General features: G+C 63.4%; 14 protein-coding genes. 7 read left to right on the top strand and 7 right to left on the bottom strand.

Going from position 1 to position 18186, the window contains the following annotated elements:
* Positions 1-18: 18 nt before the first annotated feature.
* From OXG98_16910 to OXG98_16880, 7 genes are all read right to left on the bottom strand, one after another.
* Positions 19-837: a DUF72 domain-containing protein gene (locus OXG98_16910; protein ID MCY3773689.1), complete on the bottom strand. Its 819-nt coding sequence runs from the start codon at positions 835-837 to the stop codon at positions 19-21.
* Positions 838-985: 148 nt separating this feature from the next.
* The gene (locus OXG98_16905) at positions 986-2281 is read right to left on the bottom strand and encodes a dihydrolipoamide acetyltransferase family protein (protein MCY3773688.1); all 1296 of its coding nucleotides are present in this window, start codon (positions 2279-2281) and stop codon (positions 986-988) included.
* A 66-nt stretch (positions 2282-2347) separates the two neighbouring features.
* The gene (locus OXG98_16900; protein MCY3773687.1) at positions 2348-3328 is read right to left on the bottom strand and encodes an alpha-ketoacid dehydrogenase subunit beta; all 981 of its coding nucleotides are present in this window, start codon (positions 3326-3328) and stop codon (positions 2348-2350) included.
* Positions 3329-3350: 22 nt separating this feature from the next.
* A complete protein-coding gene (locus OXG98_16895; protein ID MCY3773686.1) occupies positions 3351-4376 on the bottom strand; it encodes a thiamine pyrophosphate-dependent dehydrogenase E1 component subunit alpha in 1026 nt (341 codons plus the stop codon).
* Positions 4377-4418: 42 nt separating this feature from the next.
* The gene (gene lipB / locus OXG98_16890; GenBank protein ID MCY3773685.1) at positions 4419-5099 is read right to left on the bottom strand and encodes a lipoyl(octanoyl) transferase LipB; all 681 of its coding nucleotides are present in this window, start codon (positions 5097-5099) and stop codon (positions 4419-4421) included.
* A gap of 80 nt (positions 5100-5179) precedes the next feature.
* Entirely contained in the window at positions 5180-6022 is an 843-nt protein-coding gene (locus OXG98_16885) for a carbon-nitrogen hydrolase family protein (GenBank protein MCY3773684.1), read from the bottom strand.
* Between the two features lie 231 nt (positions 6023-6253).
* Positions 6254-7402 (bottom strand): TIM barrel protein, encoded by a 1149-nt coding sequence (locus tag OXG98_16880; protein ID MCY3773683.1) that lies wholly within the window; start codon positions 7400-7402, stop codon positions 6254-6256.
* 210 nt (positions 7403-7612) lie between these two features.
* On the opposite strand from OXG98_16880, the gene OXG98_16875 reads away from it, so the two are divergent.
* The 7 genes from OXG98_16875 to OXG98_16845 are packed head-to-tail and all read left to right on the top strand — an operon-like array spanning position 7613 to position 18162.
* Positions 7613-8551 (top strand): SDR family oxidoreductase, encoded by a 939-nt coding sequence (locus OXG98_16875; GenBank protein MCY3773682.1) that lies wholly within the window; start codon positions 7613-7615, stop codon positions 8549-8551.
* 30 nt (positions 8552-8581) lie between these two features.
* On the top strand, positions 8582-9619 hold the full coding sequence (locus OXG98_16870) for a MoxR family ATPase (protein ID MCY3773681.1): 1038 nt from the start codon (positions 8582-8584) through the stop codon (positions 9617-9619).
* Between the two features lie 27 nt (positions 9620-9646).
* Positions 9647-10630 carry a DUF58 domain-containing protein gene (locus OXG98_16865; GenBank protein MCY3773680.1) on the top strand — a complete coding sequence of 328 codons (984 nt, stop codon included), beginning with the start codon at positions 9647-9649 and terminating at the stop codon, positions 10628-10630.
* A gap of 26 nt (positions 10631-10656) precedes the next feature.
* Positions 10657-12729 (top strand): BatA domain-containing protein, encoded by a 2073-nt coding sequence (locus OXG98_16860; GenBank protein ID MCY3773679.1) that lies wholly within the window; start codon positions 10657-10659, stop codon positions 12727-12729.
* Positions 12730-12753: 24 nt separating this feature from the next.
* Complete coding sequence (locus tag OXG98_16855; protein MCY3773678.1) at positions 12754-16158, top strand: hypothetical protein; 3405 nt, start codon at positions 12754-12756, stop codon at positions 16156-16158.
* 59 nt (positions 16159-16217) lie between these two features.
* Positions 16218-17174: a histone deacetylase gene (locus OXG98_16850; protein ID MCY3773677.1), complete on the top strand. Its 957-nt coding sequence runs from the start codon at positions 16218-16220 to the stop codon at positions 17172-17174.
* A gap of 34 nt (positions 17175-17208) precedes the next feature.
* Entirely contained in the window at positions 17209-18162 is a 954-nt protein-coding gene (locus OXG98_16845; protein ID MCY3773676.1) for an aldo/keto reductase, read from the top strand.
* The last annotated feature ends 24 nt before the right edge of the window (positions 18163-18186 follow it).

Raw genomic sequence — 18186 nt, 5'->3', positions numbered from 1 at the left:
GCACAGACTCAACTGGTTTCAGAACAGACTCAACTGGCGGTCGAAATCGGGGGCGACGGTATCCAGGCCGAGCAGCCGTTTCATCCGGTTGCAGTCGCTGGGCGAGTGCCCGGAATAGTAGTTGTTGAAGAACCCGTACAGCGCGTCGACCCTGGGGAGCATGTCCCGTTTCACCCGTTCCGCCCACTTGATGAGGTCCTGGGTGCGGTCGACGACGGATTCCCTGAAGTGGCCGATGCGCGGGTCTTCCGTATCGCCCATCCAGCGGATGTAGGTGAAGTCCGCAGTAATCTCGGGCACGATCGGCATGATTTTGGGATGATCCTGTATGGTCCATGCCGCGCCGTGCGTGCGAAGGAGTTCGAATACTTCCGGCTTGATCCAGGACGCGTGGCGGAATTCGAAGGCGAAGCGGAAGTCCCTGGCAGGCAGCAGTTTCAGGAATGCCTCCACACGGGAGCAGGTCCCCGGGTTATATTGAAATCCGGGCGGGAGCTGAACGAGCAGGCAGCCGAGCCGGTCGCCCAGCAGGGCCATGCTGGCCAGGAACGGGACCAGCAGATCCTCCGTTTCCACCAATCCGCGTTCGTGGGTGATTTTACCGGGGAGTTTGGCCGTAAACCGGAACGTATCGGGGGTACGGTCGCGCCAGGCGGTCACCACTTCCGGTTTGGGGATGAAATGAAAGGTGCTGTCTATTTCGAGGGCGTCGAAAACCCGGGCGTAGCACCGCAGGAGCTCTTTCCGGTCGGCGTCGCGGGCGTAGAAGGTGCCCGACCAGTCCCGGTAGGTCCATCCCATCGTGCCGATACGCAGTGAACCGGGCTCCACGGTCATTTCCGCTCCTCGCGGACCCTCGGACTCGCCTGGACTCGCCTGGACTCGCCCGGATTCACCTGGACGCCTGGACTCGCCCGGACTCGCGGAATCGCCTGGGCCCGTCTGGACTCACCGGTACGGGCGCGCCAACCGCATCGCGACAGGGTCAGGCCCCGACCCGGTCGGTGTCGAAGGACTCCAGGCCGCGCGTGATGTCCCTTATGAACCGGGCGGCGTTGAGTCCGTCGATGAACCGGTGATCGAAGGAAAGGCTCAGGAACATCATGGAGCGGATGGCCAGGGAATCATCCGCCTGCACGACGACCTGCTTCTTGACGCTTCCCGTGGCGATGATGCCCGCCTCGGGCTGATTGATGATCGGCGTGCCGAACAGCGTGTCCCACATGCCCGGGTTCGTCAGCGTGAACGTGCTGCCCTTCAGGTCGTCGGGAGTTAGCTTGCGGTCATGGACGCGCTTGGCGAGATCATGGGCCGCCTCGGCTATCTCGGCGAAGTCCATCTCGTCCGCGTGGCGGATCACCGGCACCACGACCCCCTTTTCCAGTCCGACCGCCAGGCCCATGTTCACTTGCTTCCACTGCAGGATGCGGTCGCCGTCCATGGTGGCGTTCAGCATGGGGTTCGCTCGAAGCGCGTCGACGATGGCGGTGATAAAGAACGGGGTCAGCGTCAGCCTGATGCCGGTCTTCTGCTGGAACCGTTCCCTGGCCTCGTCCCGAAAGCGCACGACGTGGGTCATGTCGACTTCCGACACGGAGGTTACGTGAGGCGACACCTGCTTGCTGTGGACCATGTGCTTCGCGATGGTCTTGCGCAGGGTGTCCATGGTCACGACGCGGGCTTCTTCGGTGCCTGCCGGACGGGAGACCGATATATATTCCGATTCTCCTTCCTGCTCCGCGGCCGGTTCGGGAATCCGGGATGCCCGCCGTTCCAGGTAGGTGAGCAGATCGTCCCGGGTTACCCGGCCGCCCTTGCCGGTCCCTTCCAGGGATTCGAGCGTAGCCATGTCGATACGCTCTTCCCGGGCGATGCGCAGTACGAGGGGTGAGTAAAAGCGGTCGGAGCGCGCCCGTCTCACCGGACCGCCACCGCCTCCATCCGCGGCGGCCGGGGTCAGCTCGTCGGCTTCGATCGTCTCCGGCGCCTCGCCGGCGCCCTCCAACTGTTCATCCGCCTCGGCCCCGGACGATTCGGCGTCCGCATCATCTCCGGTATCGATGACGCCGATGACCTCCCCGATGGCCACCGTCGTCCCCTCGGCCACGCGTATCTCGCTCAGCACGCCGCCCGCGATGGCCGGAATGTCCGTGTCGATCTTGTCGGTGGTGATCTCCACCACGGACTCGTCCCGCTCGATGGGATCGCCGACCTGCTTCAACCAGCGGATGACCGTTCCTTCCTCGACGCTCTCGCCGAGCCTGGGCATGACGATGTTCACTTGGGGTATCCTCTTTGTACTGCTGCTCGTTCGTGCTGTGTACTGCTGCTCGTTCGTGCTGTCCGTTCAGTAGGCCACGAGCTCCCGGAGGGCGCCGGTGACCTTTTCCGTGTTCGGCAGGAAGTAGCTCTCCAGCGGCGGACTGAAGGGCACGGGCGTGTCGATGGCCGCCAGCCTGCGCACGGGCGCGTCGAGATGCTCGAAGGCTTCGTCGGCCACCACCGCGGCTATTTCGCCACCGAATCCGCCGGTCAGCGTATCTTCGTGCACGACCAGGAGCCGGTTCGTCTTCCGGACGGATTCGAGAACGGCCTGCTTGTCATAAGGCAGCAGCGACCTCAGGTCGAGTACCTCCGTCTCGATCCCTTCTCCGGCCAGGGTTTCCGCGGCGTCCAGGCTGTGAAAGACCATCTTGCCGTAAGTGACAATCGTCGCGTCACTGCCCTCCCGCCGGATTGCCGCCTCGCCGATGGGCACGGTGTAATCTTCTTCGGGGATCTCTTCCCGGATCCGGGGAAACCGGTACAGGCCCTTGTGTTCGAAGAACAGCACCGGGTTGTTGTCCCGGATGGACGACTTGAGCAAGCCTTTCGCGTCGTAGGTCGTGGCCGGCGTCACGACCTTGAGACCCGGCACCTTGCAGAACCAGGCCTCCGGATTCTGCGAGTGGAACGGGCCTGCGTTGCCGATGGCCCCGGAGGGACATCTCACCACCAGCGGCACGGCGGCGCCCCAGCGGTAGTGGGTCTTGGCCACGTTGTTCACCAGTTGATTGAACCCGCAGGTGATGAAATCGGCGAACTGCATTTCGGCCACCGGCCGCATGCCCATCAGCGCCGCGCCCATCGCCGCGCCGATGATCACGGATTCCGCCACGGGCGCGTCGATCACCCGATCTTCTCCGAAGTCGTCCAGGAATCCCTTCGTGATTTTGAACGCTCCGCCGTAGACCCCGATGTCCTCGCCGAGACAGAAGACGCTCTCATCCCGTTCCATTTCTTCTCGGAGTCCCGCCGATATGGCTTCCAGATAGGTTACGGGTGGCATGGGTCCGTCCCGGTTGGGGGCTTCAGTCCGCGTAGACGCCTTCAAGCGCTTCTTCGGGTTCGGGCAGGGGGCTCTGTTCCGCGTAATCCACCGCGTCGTCCACAATGCCCTTGACCTCTTCCTTGATCTCGTCGAGCTCGTCGCGGGTGAAGTACTTCCGCTCCTGCAGCAGGCTTTCACTCTTCACGACCGGATCGTTGTTCCACCCGTCCTCCATGATCTCCTTCGGGACGTAGAAGGCATCGTCGTGCTGGGCGTGTCCCAGCAGCCGGGTACAGCGCGCTTCGATCAGCGTCGGACCGCCGCCTTCCCGGGCCAGATCCACGGCGTCCCGCGTCGCCTTGTAAACGGCGCGCACGTCCGTGCCGTCGATCAAAGCCCCCGCTATGCCGTAACCCTGCGCCCGGTCCACGATGTTTTCGCAGGCGTACTCGAACCGGGTCGGCGTGGAGTAGGCGAACTTGTTGTTCTCCACGATCAGCACCATGGGCAGCTTGTGCACGGCCGCGAAGTTGAGTCCTTCGTGAAAATCGCCGATGCTTGAGCCGCCCTCTCCGATGTAGGTCAGGGAGACCGCTCCGTTGCCGCGGATCTTGCCGGCCAGGGCTACGCCCGCCGCCACCGGAATGTTCGCGCCGAGGTGGCTGATCATCCCGACGATATGGTGGTCCCAGTTGCCGCAGTGCATGTTGCCGTCTTTGCCGGCCGTCGGTCCGTTGGCCCGGCCGAGGTACTGGCACATCATGTCGCGCGCGGTATGGCCCCGGAGGAAATGGGCGCCGATCACCCGGTGCATGGGGACGAGGATGTCCGCGTCCCCCAGCGCGTAAGCGCTTCCCGCGGCGATGGCCTCGTGGCCCGCGCCCGCGTAGGCCGCGCCGACGAGTCTGCCCTGGCGAAATAGGCGGTACACGCGCTCTTCGAACTCTCGCTGAAGACGCATGGTATGATACAGGATCCGGTAGTCGTCCCGGCCGAGGCCGAGATCGTCGAGGTCGGACTCGTTAAGGTCGGGGTCTGACAGGGCGGGGGCGGTCTCAACGTTCATGGCGCCTCCTGGGTGCGGTGTGGCATGCTGGTGTCATATTCGTCATATGCGCTGTTGCAACTCGGCCAGGGTCATCTCCTCGAAGGACATTTCAAACACTTCGCCCAGGTGATGGAGAAGGCCCGTCTCCACTTCTTCCATAGCAACCGGCCGGCCGAGAATCCGCTCGATCGAAGTGACCTCTCGGTCGGCGATGCCGCAGGGGACGATTCCCTCGTACAGGGTGAGGTCGGGATGCACGTTCAGGGAAAACCCGTGCATGGCGATCCACCGGCTGACCCGTATGCCCAGCGCGGCGACCTTCCTGTCTTCCACCCAGACGCCGGTTATCCCCTCCAGGCGGTCGGCGGCGATACCGAAATCGCCCAGGAGCCCGATCATCACGGCTTCAAGATCGCGGAGGTACCGGTAAACATCCTGGTACCACGCCGCGATATCAAAGATGGTATAGCCCACCAACTGGCCGGGACCGTGGCAGGTGATGTCTCCTCCGCGATCCGTTTCGTAGACCCGGATGCCGCGGGCTTCAAGCGTTTCCTGCCCGTAGAGCAGGTGATCACTTGCCCTCAGTCTACGACCGATCGTGTACGTGGGGGGGTGTTCGAGAATCAGGAGCACATTGTCGATCAGGCCGGAACGACGCGCCGCAAGCAGACTCCGCTGAAGAGACAGCGCCACGCCGTATTCCATCGTGCCGGCCCGGACAACCCAGCAAGGCAGCACCTGCCCTCCTCATACACGGCGACCTCGTATACACACAGGCCTCATACCCCGCAGAAACTATGGTTCGGGGGGCTGTCGTGTCAAGGACTTTCTCCCTCGACAATGGGACCATAGAACTCCACACGGCGGTCTTCCAGGCGGTCGAGTTCATAGGCCCTGGGCACGTTTACGATGTGCTTCTCCCGGGCGCCCGCGAGGTCCACGTCGGCATAGATGATTTCCTCCCGGGACCGGTCGCCTTCCGCCAGGGTTCGTCCGGTGAAATCGACGATTTTGCTCTGGCCGATGAAATTGGTTCCCCTTTCCCGGCCGACGCGGTTCACGGCGATATAGTTGACGCGGTTCTCGAAGGCGCGGGTGTTTATGACGAATTCCGTGTTGCAGTCGGCGCCGACCGGCCAGTTGGTGGGCAGGGCGATCAGCTCCGCGTCATGGAGCATCATCACCCGGGAGCTCTCGGGAAACGCCGCGTCGTAACAGATGTTCAACCCGATCTGGCCGACCTCGGAGTCGTACACGCGAAAGGGGCGGTCGCCGGGGGACAGGAAACGGTCGATGCCGAGATAGGGGAGGTGGATCTTGCGGTAGTGCCCGATCAGTCCGTTGGGGGCGATGAAGGCCGCCGAATTATATATACTTGACCCATCGGCCTCCAGCAGGCCGATGATGACATGGATGTCGAGTTCCCGGCACTGGCGTTCGAGGCGTTCCGTGAAAGGGCCGGGAACGGGTTGTGCGCACGCCCGGGCTTCGTCCAGGTCGTAAAAACAGTAGCCGGTCAACGCGCACTCCGGAAACACGACCAGGTCCGCGCCTTCCCGGGAGGCGGTCTGCATGGCGTCGAATACCTTGGTCAGGTTCTGCTCGGCCTCGGCGAGTTTCAAGTCCATCTGCGCGCCGGCGATCCGTATGGTGTCTCGCATAGATCCCCCTGTCTATGGAAAAGGTCTGATATGGGAACAAGGTATAATACGGGATTATACGCCTTCGGGCGGCAGTAGTTGCCGGCAGCGGCTGCATGCCGTCGCGTGGCGGGCACCCCGGGACGGCCAGGACCTGGTGCGGCCCGGCGTGCCAGGCGGCGCAGCGGATCAGTCGGTCCGGCATCCCAGGCGGCGCAACGGCTACGGAAGCCCGGGCATAGATTCCCTTTTCTAACCTTTTCGATACGCCGGCATGGCGCTTAGTCCAGTCGAGGAAGGATGGAAAAGCCGGGTCAGGTGGGCTTCGATGACGCCCCGGTTGAGATCGGGCCGCTCCATGCAGGCCACGACCAGTTCGTGGTCCACCCGTTCCGTCATTTCGGCGATTGCCTTCATGCGGTCGATGGAATTGATCAGGGCCTGTCGGATGGGGATGCGCTCCGGGAAGATATCGATGCCCATGTAACCCTGGTAGCCGTACATCTTCAGCGCGTACATGCCGGCGAAGATCTGCTCCGGCGAAACGATGCCGACCTGCAGGTCCTGGTCGTAGTTGCCCAGGGGCTGGCTGTTCCAGTGCGTATGGGCCAGTCTGCCCTGCCGGAGTATACGGCTCAGGGCATAGGGGAAATCCTCGAAGCCCATGAGGACGTGGCCGAGTTCCGGATTCAGGCCGACGATGGCGTGGCCCGCTTCAATCAGCGCCCGGTTTTCGGGGGCCTGGAGCCGTTCATCCACGTTCTGGGCCATCAGGATGCCGTCGGTGGTGTTCCGGTAGATGTTGTTGCCCCGGGGCTCGTAGGGTTTGGGTTCGATGGCCGTGCGAATCCCCGGAACGGCGTCCAGCGCTTCGGCCAGGCCCGACTCGAAGAGGTCCCACATGGCGTAGAAATCGGTTCCGAAGTTCAGTTCATAGCCATCGCCGCCGGGCCAAACGACCATGAAGTCCGTGTCCAGTTCCCGGTTCATCCGCAGCGTCTCGATCACCCGGTCGATGGCGGCGCGGCGCGCTTCGGGCACGGGGGACGACAGGGACCCGAATTCGAACTGGGCATCCCAGAAGAGGTTGGGGATCACCGTGATCAGCCGCACGCCCGTGTCCCGCTCCAGTTGCTGGTAGAGATGGGCGTTGTCCTCGTTGATCTCGTTCGGATAGTGGGCCTCGATGCCGCACAGGCCGTATTCCGCCAGTTCGCCGGCGATGGCCAGACGCTCCTCGATGGAATAGGGCTCCATGTAGGCTTCGTGAAACCGGATCTGGGACGGCGAGAAGAACCAGACGCCGGCGGAGATCTTCAGTTCGAGAGGAAAGTTCCTGAGATGACGCACGAGGTCATCGCCACTGCGCACCGTTGCCTGATCCCGCAGGTCTGCGAACATAGCCGTCTCCTGAGATTACCCGCTTTTCGATTGGATGATCAGAGATCCGAAATGGTAGGTTCCTGCTGAAATTATAGGTGGGTATCCGGGGACTGTCAACAGGTATATCCCGGTCAAAAGAGCGCTTGACACCCTGAGCGAAAGCCGCGTATTTTCCCCCTTTATCCCGTTGATTTCCACGACCTCCGCGGACCTCGAAAGGAAAAGTCTGTGCGCGTTGTCGTAACCGGCGGTGCGGGTTTCCTGGGATCCCATCTTTGCGACCGGCTGCTGGCCGATGGACACCAGGTCGTCGCCGTCGACAACCTGATCACCGGCCGGACTGTAAACATCGCCCACAACCTGGACCGGGAAGGATTCACCTACCTCCAGCAGGACGTGTCGGAATACCTGGATATCGATGGCGACGTGGACTTCATCATGCACTTCGCCAGTCCAGCGAGTCCCGTCGACTTCGAGCGCGTGCCGATCCAGATCCTGAAAGTGGGCGCCCTGGGCACCCACAACGCGCTCGGCCTGGCCAAAGCCAAGGGGGCCGGGTTCTTCCTCGCGTCCACGTCGGAGGTCTATGGCGACCCGGCGGTCAACCCGCAGCCGGAGAGCTACTGGGGAAACGTCAATCCCATCGGCGTCAGGGGCGTCTACGACGAGGCGAAGCGCTTCGCGGAAGCCCTGACCATGGCCTACCACCGAAAACACGGGATCGACACGCGTATCGTACGGATTTTCAACACCTACGGACCCCGGATGAGACCCGCGGACGGCCGCGTCGCGCCTTCCTTCATCACCAAGGCGCTCAGAGGCGAACCGCTGACGATCTTCGGCGAGGGAATACAGACCCGCAGTTTCTGCTACTGCGAAGACCTCATCGAAGGCATCGTGCGGCTCATGCATTCCGGCGAGCACGAACCGGTGAACATCGGCAACGAAAACGAGATCACCGTCCTCGAGCTCGCCCGCACCATCATCCGGTTGTGCGGCTCCGATAGCGAGGTCGTCTTCAGGCCACTTCCCCAGGACGATCCCCAGCTTCGGCGCCCTGACACCACGAGAGCGCGCGAAATACTGGACTGGGAAGCCAGGGTCTCCCTCGAAGAGGGCATGAGGAAGACCATCGCGTACTTCAAATCTCACGGCGAGGAAAGTTGAGCCCGGCGGCACACGGAAAGGACCCGGCCGATGACGACGACCGACGCCGCGCAGCGCGGTACGGAAGACGGACCCCAGCAGGTTCGCATCGAAGCATTCCAGGAGGGGCGAGAGAAGATCCTGGCGGAGGTTCGCAAGGTAATCACCGGCCAGGAAGAGGTCCTCGAACAGGTGCTGATCGCCCTGTTCGCGGGAGGCCACTGTCTCGTCACGGGGGTGCCCGGACTCGCCAAGACCCTGCTCATCAAGACCTTCGCCCAGGTGCTGGACCTGGAATTCCGTCGCATCCAGTTCACGCCGGACCTCATGCCGGCCGACATCACCGGAACGGAAATCCTGGAAGAGGACAAGGCCACGGGGCAACGCTCGCTGACCTTCATCAAGGGCCCGATCTTCGGCAACATCGTGCTTGCCGACGAAATCAACCGGACGCCGCCCAAGACACAGGCCGCCCTGCTCGAGGCCATGCAGGAACACCGGGTGACCGCCGGGCGCACGACCTTTCAGCTGGATGAACCCTTCTTCGTCCTCGCGACCCAGAATCCCATTGAACTGGAGGGGACCTACCCCCTGCCCGAAGCCCAGCTCGACCGGTTCATGTTCAACATCCACATTGATTATCTCGAGGAAGACGACGAAGTGGCGGTGGCCCGGACGACCACCTCCGCGGAAACGGTCTCGGTCGATACGGTCCTGTCGGGCGAAGTCGTCCGGGAATACCAGCGGCTTGTCCGGGAAGTCCTCGTCTCCGAACAGGTTGCCCGCTACGCCGTGCGCCTGGCATCCATGAGCAGGCCCTCCAGCGCGGAAGCGCCGGAGTTCGTCAAGAACTGGGTTTCCTGGGGGGCGGGACTGCGCGCCTCCCAGTACCTTATCCTGGGCGCCAAGGCCAGGGCGCTGCTCAACGGCCGCGGACACGTTTCCTGCGACGACATTCGCGTCCTCGCCCATCCGGTCCTGCGCCACCGCATCCTGACCAATTTCTACGCCGAGGCGGAGAAGGTCACGTCCGAAGACATCGTCGACCGGCTGCTCGAGGCCGTTCCGGCGCCGCAGTCGGGCATGTAATCCGCACACCGGCACAAAGGCGCCAGCATGGCAGAAATCCCGCGGTTCCTGGATCCGAAGACCCTTTCCAGTCTCTCCTCCATGGAAATGCGCGCGCGCATCGTGGTCGAGGGATTCGTTTCCGGTCTCCACAAGAGTCCGTACAGAGGCTTCGGCGTGGAATTCGTGGAGTACCGGCAGTATACGCCGGGCGACGACATCCGGCACGTGGACTGGAAGGCCGTGGGCCGCTCGGACCGGTACTACGTCAAGGAATACGAGGACGAAACCAACCTGCAATGCGTGTTGCTGCTCGACCGCAGCGCGTCCATGGGATACGGCGCCCGGCCTACTGGGCGGTCCAGGCGTTCCGGGCGCGGCAGGCGTTCCGGGCGCGACAGGCCGTCCACGCCGGCCGGTCCGACCAGGCCGACCAGCGGATTGGACAAGCTCGAATACGGCTCGTATCTGGCGGCTTCCCTGGCATACCTGATCATGCGTCAGGGAGACGGGGTGGGACTCGTCACCTTCGACCGGGTCGTCCACGACTATCTCCCGCCCAGTTCGAAGAATACCCATCTGCACGCCATACACTCCATGCTTGAAGATCTGAGCGCCGCCGAAGGAACCGATATCGGCAAACCGCTGCATGATCTCGCCGAATCGGCCCCCAGGCGGGGGCTGGTCATCCTGATCTCCGACCTGATCGACGACGTCGAACAGATAATGAACGCCCTGATGCACTTCCGCTTCAAGGGGCACGAAGTGCTGGTGTTTCACATTGTCGACCGGGAGGAACTCACCTTTCCCTTTACCGAGACGGCCAGGTTCGACGATCCCGAGACCGGTGAGCGGATCACGGTTACGCCTTCGGCTATTCGCGACGAATACCTGGAAGCCGTCGGGGACTTCATGGAATCGATCAGGACGGGATGCGCGAAGATCCAGGTCGACTATGAGCGCATGGAAACCGAAAGGCCGCTGGATTTCGCGCTGTTCTCCTATCTGAGCAGGCGCATGGTGAAACGATAAGGCCCGCCGGCACAATGGGTTAAATCATGGACCTGGCCTTCCTGAACGTCACGTTTCTCTTCGGCGCCCTGGGCGCGGCGATCCCGCTGATCCTGCACCTGGTCAGAAGACAGCGGGCCGGGATCCACGTTTTCAGCATGGTCCGGTTTCTCGCCTCCTCCCAGCGGGCCGTCGTCCGTCAGCAGAGACTCCGGCGCCTCCTGCTCCTGCTGCTGCGCATGGCGGCCTGCGCGCTTCTGGCCGTGATTTTCGCACGGCCCTTCGTCCGCGACGAAGGAGAAAGTATCTTCACGGGCACGCAGCCGGAAGCCGTGGCGATATTGGTCGACACCTCCTACAGCATGGGGTATGGGAACCGCCTCGCCCTGGCCAGGCGCCGGGCCGCCGAAGTCCTGGACGGGCTTCAGACTGGCGACCAGGTCGCCCTGCTGACCTTCGCCGCCCAGGCCGCGGTGGTGCGGGAACTCGGCCCCGACCTCTCCGTTCTGCCCGGTATGCTCGAGACCCGGATCGACGCGACCTTCGACGGAACGAATTACCTGGAAGCGCTCCGCGCGGCCGACGATCAGCTGAACGGGGCCGACTTCGACCGGCGCACCCTCTACCTCATTTCCGATTTTCAGCAGTCCGGCTGGAATCCCCGGTCGGCCGGCTGGAAACTCAGTCCGGGCATCCAGCTCAGGATGATCGATGTCCGGGACGAACAGGATGACAACGTCGCCGTTACCGGCGTGGAAATACCCGCCGCGCTTTCCGGGGACGATCGGAACCGCGACGTGGCCGTACGGATTCGCAACTATGGCCAGACACCCTTTCAGGACGATCTCACGCTCCAGGTCAACGGCAGCGCGACCGCGACGCGTCGCGTCGATATTCCCCCGCGGACCGGTCACGTGGAGATCTTCAGGCAATCCTTTGAAGCAGACATGAACACGGGTGTCGTGACTTTCGGGGAAGACGGGCTTCCGGTGGACAATCGATTCTACTTCACCGTGAACGCGCCTTCTCCCGTGCGCGTGCTGTGCGTGGAGGAACGCATCCGGCCGGACCGCCCATCCGATGCCGCCTACTACCTGTCCGAGGCGCTGTCGCTGCGCCAGGACCCGCCCGTCACCGTGGAAGTGCGATCGGCAAGCGCGTTGTCCGCGGTCGATCCCGCGGGGTACGATGTGGTCGTTTCAGCCAATCTGTCCGCCTTGCCGCGGTCCGCGAAGAACAGGCTGACCGGCTACGTGCGATCGGGCGGCAGCCTCATTATCGGCTTGAATCCAGCCGTTTCTTCCGATATATTTAATTCGTCCTTCGGCGAACTGCTGCCCGGACGCATCGAGTCGGTTTCATTCCCGGACACACCGAGGGACCGGTACCGGCTGCTGACCGACGTGAACTACCAGCACCCGGTTTTTCAACCCTTTTCCGGTCCCCGCCACGGGGATTTCGGCACGGTGCGGTTCTACGGGACGGCCCGACTCGAGCCCGATTCGTCGGCCTCGGTCCCGGGCCGGTTCGATGACGGCGGCGCGGCTTTGGCGGAAAAGCCCCTGGGAAACGGTCGGACGCTCCTGTTTCTGTCCACCTTCGATCTTTCGTGGAACGATTTCGCCATTCGAGAGGTATTCGTTCCGTTTCTTTACGAGTGTATCGACTACCTGGCTTCCCGCGGTTCGATGTACGAGCGGGCGGCGCGCGCATACCACTTGACCGGGGAGGCGGTCCGGCTACCTGTCCAGGCCCGCCAGGTAATGCTCCCCTCCGGTGAGCAAGTCCCGGTAGAAGCGTCCCGGACGGGAACGAAGCTGTTCACGCGAACGCGGCGGCCCGGGTTGTACCGGGTTCAGACGGAAGGAAGCCCGCAGACCTTCGCGGTCAACCTCGATACCAGGGAGTCCGACTTCGCCGGGCTGGATCCGGAGGCCTTCGCGTCGGCCGTGGTCAATCCCGTGACGAAGAGCCCCGAATCACGGGAAACGGAATCGCTGGCCATGCATGCCCGTGACGCCGAAGTGGAACGCCGCCAACGGCTCTGGTGGTTTCTGGGATTCACGCTCATCGCCCTGGTTCTCGGGGAAACCTTCCTGGCGAACCGGACGCACAGGTGACCCATGGTATCCGGAAGATCCACGATGCACGCTTACCTGCGCAGGGTCCTCAATCGCTGGCGTCTCATGCTGATCCTCCGGGGCCTGTCCGTGCTTGCCATCGCCGGGGTAGTCCTTCTCCTCCTTTGCGTATCGGCGGTTCAGGTCTTCGATCCGGGCAGATCGTTCAGTGTCCTGCTCCCGGCCGTTGCCCTGGCCACCCTCGGATATCTCGCCTTCAGGTATCTCGCGGTTCCGCTTCGCCGGACACCTTCGGACCTGCAGGTCGCGCGATACATCGAAGAACGGCATCCGGAACTCAACGATGCCTTCGTCAGCGCCGTGGAATACGGCGACGCCCGGCTCAGGGGTCCGCAGCGGGCCCTCCTGGACCAACTCCTGGAGCATGTCGCCGAATACTCCGAACAGATCGACTTCAAAAGGATCGTGGATCGCAGACGGCACCTTCGCCTGCATGCGGCCGCGGGCTTCGCCGCGCTCCTGCTCCTCGTCATGGTCTTCCTGGACCCCGGCTATTTCGGCCGTTCCGCCCTGCGCCTGGTTTCCTGGTCCGTCGTGGTACCCGGGGGGCCGGGCGAGATCGCGGTGGACCCCGGCGACGCGCGGGTCAGGCGCGGTGAAAGTCAGGCCGTAACCGCCCGGCTGGGCAGCGGCCTGACTGCGGACCCGAGCCTGTTCGTTCGGTTCGGGCAGGACGCAGACTGGTCGATGCTGGAGCTGTATGCGACGGATGACGAGCGTACCTTCACCGCAAGCATCCCCGGAATCAGCGAGGACGCGCGTTACTACGTCGCCGTGGCCGAGACCCGGTCGCGGGAGTTTCGCATTACCGCCTTCGATCCTCCCTATGTCGAGCGCATAGACGTCAGGTACGACTTCCCCGCGTATACGGGGCTGGCCGCGAAGACAGAGGAAGACCGCGGGGACATCACGGCGCCCGTAGCCACGCGGGTTACCCTGACTGTTACCGCCAGCAAGATGGTCGAATCGGCCGAGTTGCGCTTCAGCAACGGCCGGTCGGTGCAGCTCGAAGCGGCGGGGAGGAACCAGGAGGGATCCTTCGTGGTGCGGGAGGACCTGTCCTATGTCGTCCACCTGGTGGACTCGAACGACGCCGAAAACGACGATCCGGTGGAATACTACGTCCGGGCGCTGCCGGACCGGGCGCCCCAGGTGACCATCCTGGAGCCGAAGAGAGACACACGGGCTTCCCCCGTTGACGAAGTCATGATCCGCGCCGAGGCCGTGGACGATTTCGGCCTTTCGTCCTTCTCCCTCAATTACGCGGTGAATGGCGGAGAGGAACAGATAGTGGACCTGGGCGCGCAGCAGGACGGATCCGGCCGCACGGTCTGGGAAGGCGAACACGTGGTCTACCTCGAAAACCTGTCGGTCCAGCCGGGCGATTTCGTCGCCTACTACGCGGCGGCGGGCGATCGCAGAGGAGAAGCGGGAACGACCGCGACAGACATGTACTTTATCGAAGTGAAGCCGTTTGACGAAACCTACCGGCAGGGCGAGAGCGGAAGCGGCGGAGGAGGAGGCGGGAACGATGTGATGCAGACGAGGCAGCTCTCCCGCAAGCAGAAGGAAATCATCTCGGCCACGTGGCGGGTCAAGAGAACCCTCGCCGGAAATCCCGGGATCCGGATGGAAGAAGACCTCAAGGCGATTGCCGCGGTACAGGACGATCTGCGCGGCCAGGCGGACGAAGCGCTCGCCTTCATGCGGTTCCTGGTCGGATTCTCCAGGGAAGCCATGAAAATGGCCGAAACGCTGGAAATGGCTCTCGGACCGATGGGAGCCGCTTCCGACGCGCTCCGCTCCGGTTCGATCGACGATGCCCTGGTACACGAGCGAGAAGCGCTCATGTACCTGACGAGGCTCGATGCCCAGATGCGGGATTACACGGTGAACCGGGGCCGCGGGATGGCGGGCAGGGCCCCGCTGGATATGTCCGACACCTCGGAACTCGAGCTGGAGGACGAAAAGAACAGGTACGAACGTCCCGATCAGCCGGCCATGGACCGCCAGCGGGAGCGGCGTATCGACGAGAACCATCAACGCATCCGCGACTTGGCCAGGCGCCAGCAGCAGTTGAACGACCGCATGCGGCAGCTGGCGGAGGCGGAAGCGGAAGAACGGCAGGAAGCCGGGCGCCGCAGGGAACTGGACCGGCTCACCAGGTCGCAGCGGGAGCTCAGGGAGGAGACGGAAGAGATCGCCCGAACGCTCTCGGGGTCCGAGAACGATCCACGCACACGGGGCTCGCGTCCGGGCTCGGCCGACCCCATGCTGGACCAGGCGGAAAGGGAGTTGCGTGAGAGTTCCGAGGCCATGGGCGAAACAATCGAGCAGCTGCGGCGCGACCGCCTCCAGCAGGCCGCGGAGGACGGTTCCCAGGCCGCCCGGGGGTTGACCGACGCATCCCGGCAGCTGCAGCGGGCGCAGGGCGCGTCGCTCGAGCGCTTGGCGCGGGAAGCCGTGCGCCTGGCGGACCAACTGGCTGCCCAACAGGAACAGCTCGCGCGGAACGTCGGCGAATTGAAGGTCGAGAAGGATGGCGGGTTCGAGGGGATAAGGAACCGGCTGGATGCGATCGAAACCCGGCGCGGCGGCCTGGATGAAGCGGTGAGGGAGCAGCGTCTGGACCGGTTCGTACGCGAACGGTTGCGGAGGGTGGAAGTAGCAAAGGAAGAGATTCGGACGGATCTCGAACGCCTCGGACAGGATCTGGATTACCTCGTCAGGAATTCCTCCCGGGAGCAGCCCGAGACGGCGGAAGCGGCGACCGAGGCCCTCGACATGATCGATGAAAACGGGCTGAATGAGCGGATCGAACGTTCAAAGCGCCTCTTGAGACGGGATACCCTGGATCAGTCGGTCCGTACGGAGGAAGAAATCTCCGCCGCGCTGGGCAGACTGGCGGACCAGGTCCGTACCGCCCGGGACAGGCTGATCACCCGGGACATGGACCACCTGGCAAGGGCGCAGGAAAGCACACGAGACGCCATGGCCGAATGGCAGAACCTTCAGCGGCGGTTGTACCGGCTGAACCGCGGGATACCCGATCCCCAGTCCCTCGACGAAATTTCCCGGGATTACCAGCGACAGCTCCAACGCCTGCGGGATCTTTCAGGGCAGATGCCCCAGATGTCCCGGGAGACCGGGCAGCTGCAGGATGACCTGGACCGGGCGCTCGCCCTGGGCAACGAGCCCTGGAAGATCGACCGAGGGAAATGGAACGAGCTCCATAACAATCTGGCTCGGAGCCTGCGGGACTACTACGAAGGATTGCGCGCCGAGGTCAGGGACATGCGACGCGGGGAGCGCCTGTACCTGGCGCGGGAGGAGGAAGTGCCGCCGGGATACCGGGACCTGGTGAACGATTATTTCGAGCAGCTCTCCAAAAACAGGGACCGCAACTGAAAGGCTGCGGCCCAAGGCCCCTTTCCCCGGGGCCGCGGTGTCGCCCGCGTTTTGAAAACATGCCCACCGCGTTGATCACCCATCCCGATTTCCTTCTGCACGATACCGGGCCCTTCCATCCCGAAAGGCCCGAACGCATAACATCCATCCTTTCCGGGCTCGGCCTGGATGGGGACGATCCCGCTGCCGCGGCGCCGGATGGGCTGCGGTGCCTGTCCCCGCCGGCCGCCGATGACGCCTCGATCACGGCCGTACACGATGCGGCGTACGTCGAGGCCGTCGCGGGCTGGTGCGAGCGGGGATACCGGAGTCTGCCCACGGGCGACACGACCGTCTGCCCGGAGTCCGAGGCCGTCGCCCGATTGGCCGCCGGCGCGGGCGTAAGGGCCGTGGACGCCGTGTTGACGAAGGAAGCGGACAGGGTCTTTTGCGCCTCCCGCCCTCCCGGCCACCACGCGGAATCCAATCGGGGGATGGGCTTTTGCATCTACAACAACGCGGGCGTCGCGGCGAGGCATGCCCAGTCGCGTTTCGGAGTGGAACGGGTGGCCATCCTGGACTGGGACGTCCACCACGGCAATGGGACCCAGGAGATCTTCGAGGACGACCCGTCGGTGTACTATGTCAGCGTCCACCAGGCGCCCCTGTATCCCTTTACCGGTGCGGAACGGGAAAAGGGAACGGGAAAAGGTGCGGGGTTCACGCTGAACGTCCCCGTTTCCGCGGGTTCAGGCGACGAAGTCTACATCGACGTACTGAAAAGCCGGATCATTCCGGTCATGAAGGATTACCGGCCGGACCTCTTCATCCTGTCGGCTGGCTTCGACGCCCACATGGACGATCCGCTTTCCGGCACCCTGGTCACCGACACGGGATTCCGGACCATGTCGCGGATCCTGCTGGACTTCGTGGATGACGCCTGCGGCGGCCGCGTGGTATCCATGCTCGAAGGCGGCTATGACCTGGAGGCGCTGGGGCGCTGCGTTGTGGAGCACGTGGGCATGATGGTCTCGTGATGAAAACCAGCGAAAGCATTTGGGAGATCGAGCTGTGCGGTACAGAGTGCTGGCCCGGACCGGCTTAAGCGTTTCCGAGGTATCCCTGGGTACGGTTGAACTGGGCATGGAGTACGGGCTGAAGGAAGAAAACGAATCCCGTGTTCCGGCGGAGACCGACGCCAGGAACCTGCTGAACCGGGCCATCGATTCGGGCGTGAACTTCATTGATACCGCGGCGCAGTACGGCAACAGCGAGGAGATTATCGGCCGGGCGCTCGAAGACCGCCGGTCCGAATACGTGCTCGCCACCAAGTGCATGCACCGGCTGGATGAAGGACTCGATTACGCGGCGTCGCGACGGAGCATATCCGAATCGATCGACCAGAGTCTTTCGAGACTCCGGACGGATTACATCGACCTGCTCCAGGTGCACGGCAGGGACATGCTCGAGCTGGAGGAGCGGATGATCCGGGACGGCGCAGTGATGGAGGAGCTTGAAAAAGCCCGGAAGGCGGGCAAGATCCGGTTTACAGGTTATTCGTCCTACAGCGAAGATGCCGCCCTGGCGGCGATCGAGGATGGCCGGTGGGACACGCTGCAGATTGCCTGCAACATCCTGGACCGCCGTTACCTGAAGCGCGTCATCCCCGAGGCGCGCAAGCGCGGAGTCGGCATTATCGTCCGTTCCGCCTTGCTGAAAGGGGCGCTTACCGATAAGAACAGACTCATGCCCGAAAGGCTGAAGCCCCTCATAGATCACGTCGAGCGTCTGGTCGATATACAGTCCGCGACCCGTTACAGCCTGCCGGAAATGGCCCTGCGCTTCGTGTTGTCGATACCGGATATCTCCACGATCATCGTGGGCGCGGACCGAATAGCCTACCTGGAGGAAGCGGTCTCCACGTCGGATGGCGAAGGGTTAAGCGAGGAAATCCTCGTCAAGCTGGAGGATATGGCGCTCGACGATACCTACCTGCTGAATCCGGGGAACTGGGGCATTCCCTGATCACCGTATCGTAGACGGATTCGA

This window comes from Gemmatimonadota bacterium, assembly GCA_026706345.1.
Taxonomy (GTDB): domain Bacteria; phylum JAAXHH01; class JAAXHH01; order JAAXHH01; family JAAXHH01; genus JAAXHH01.
Note: the sequence above shows the minus strand (reverse complement) of the source record. Positions and strands in the feature narration are given on the sequence as shown.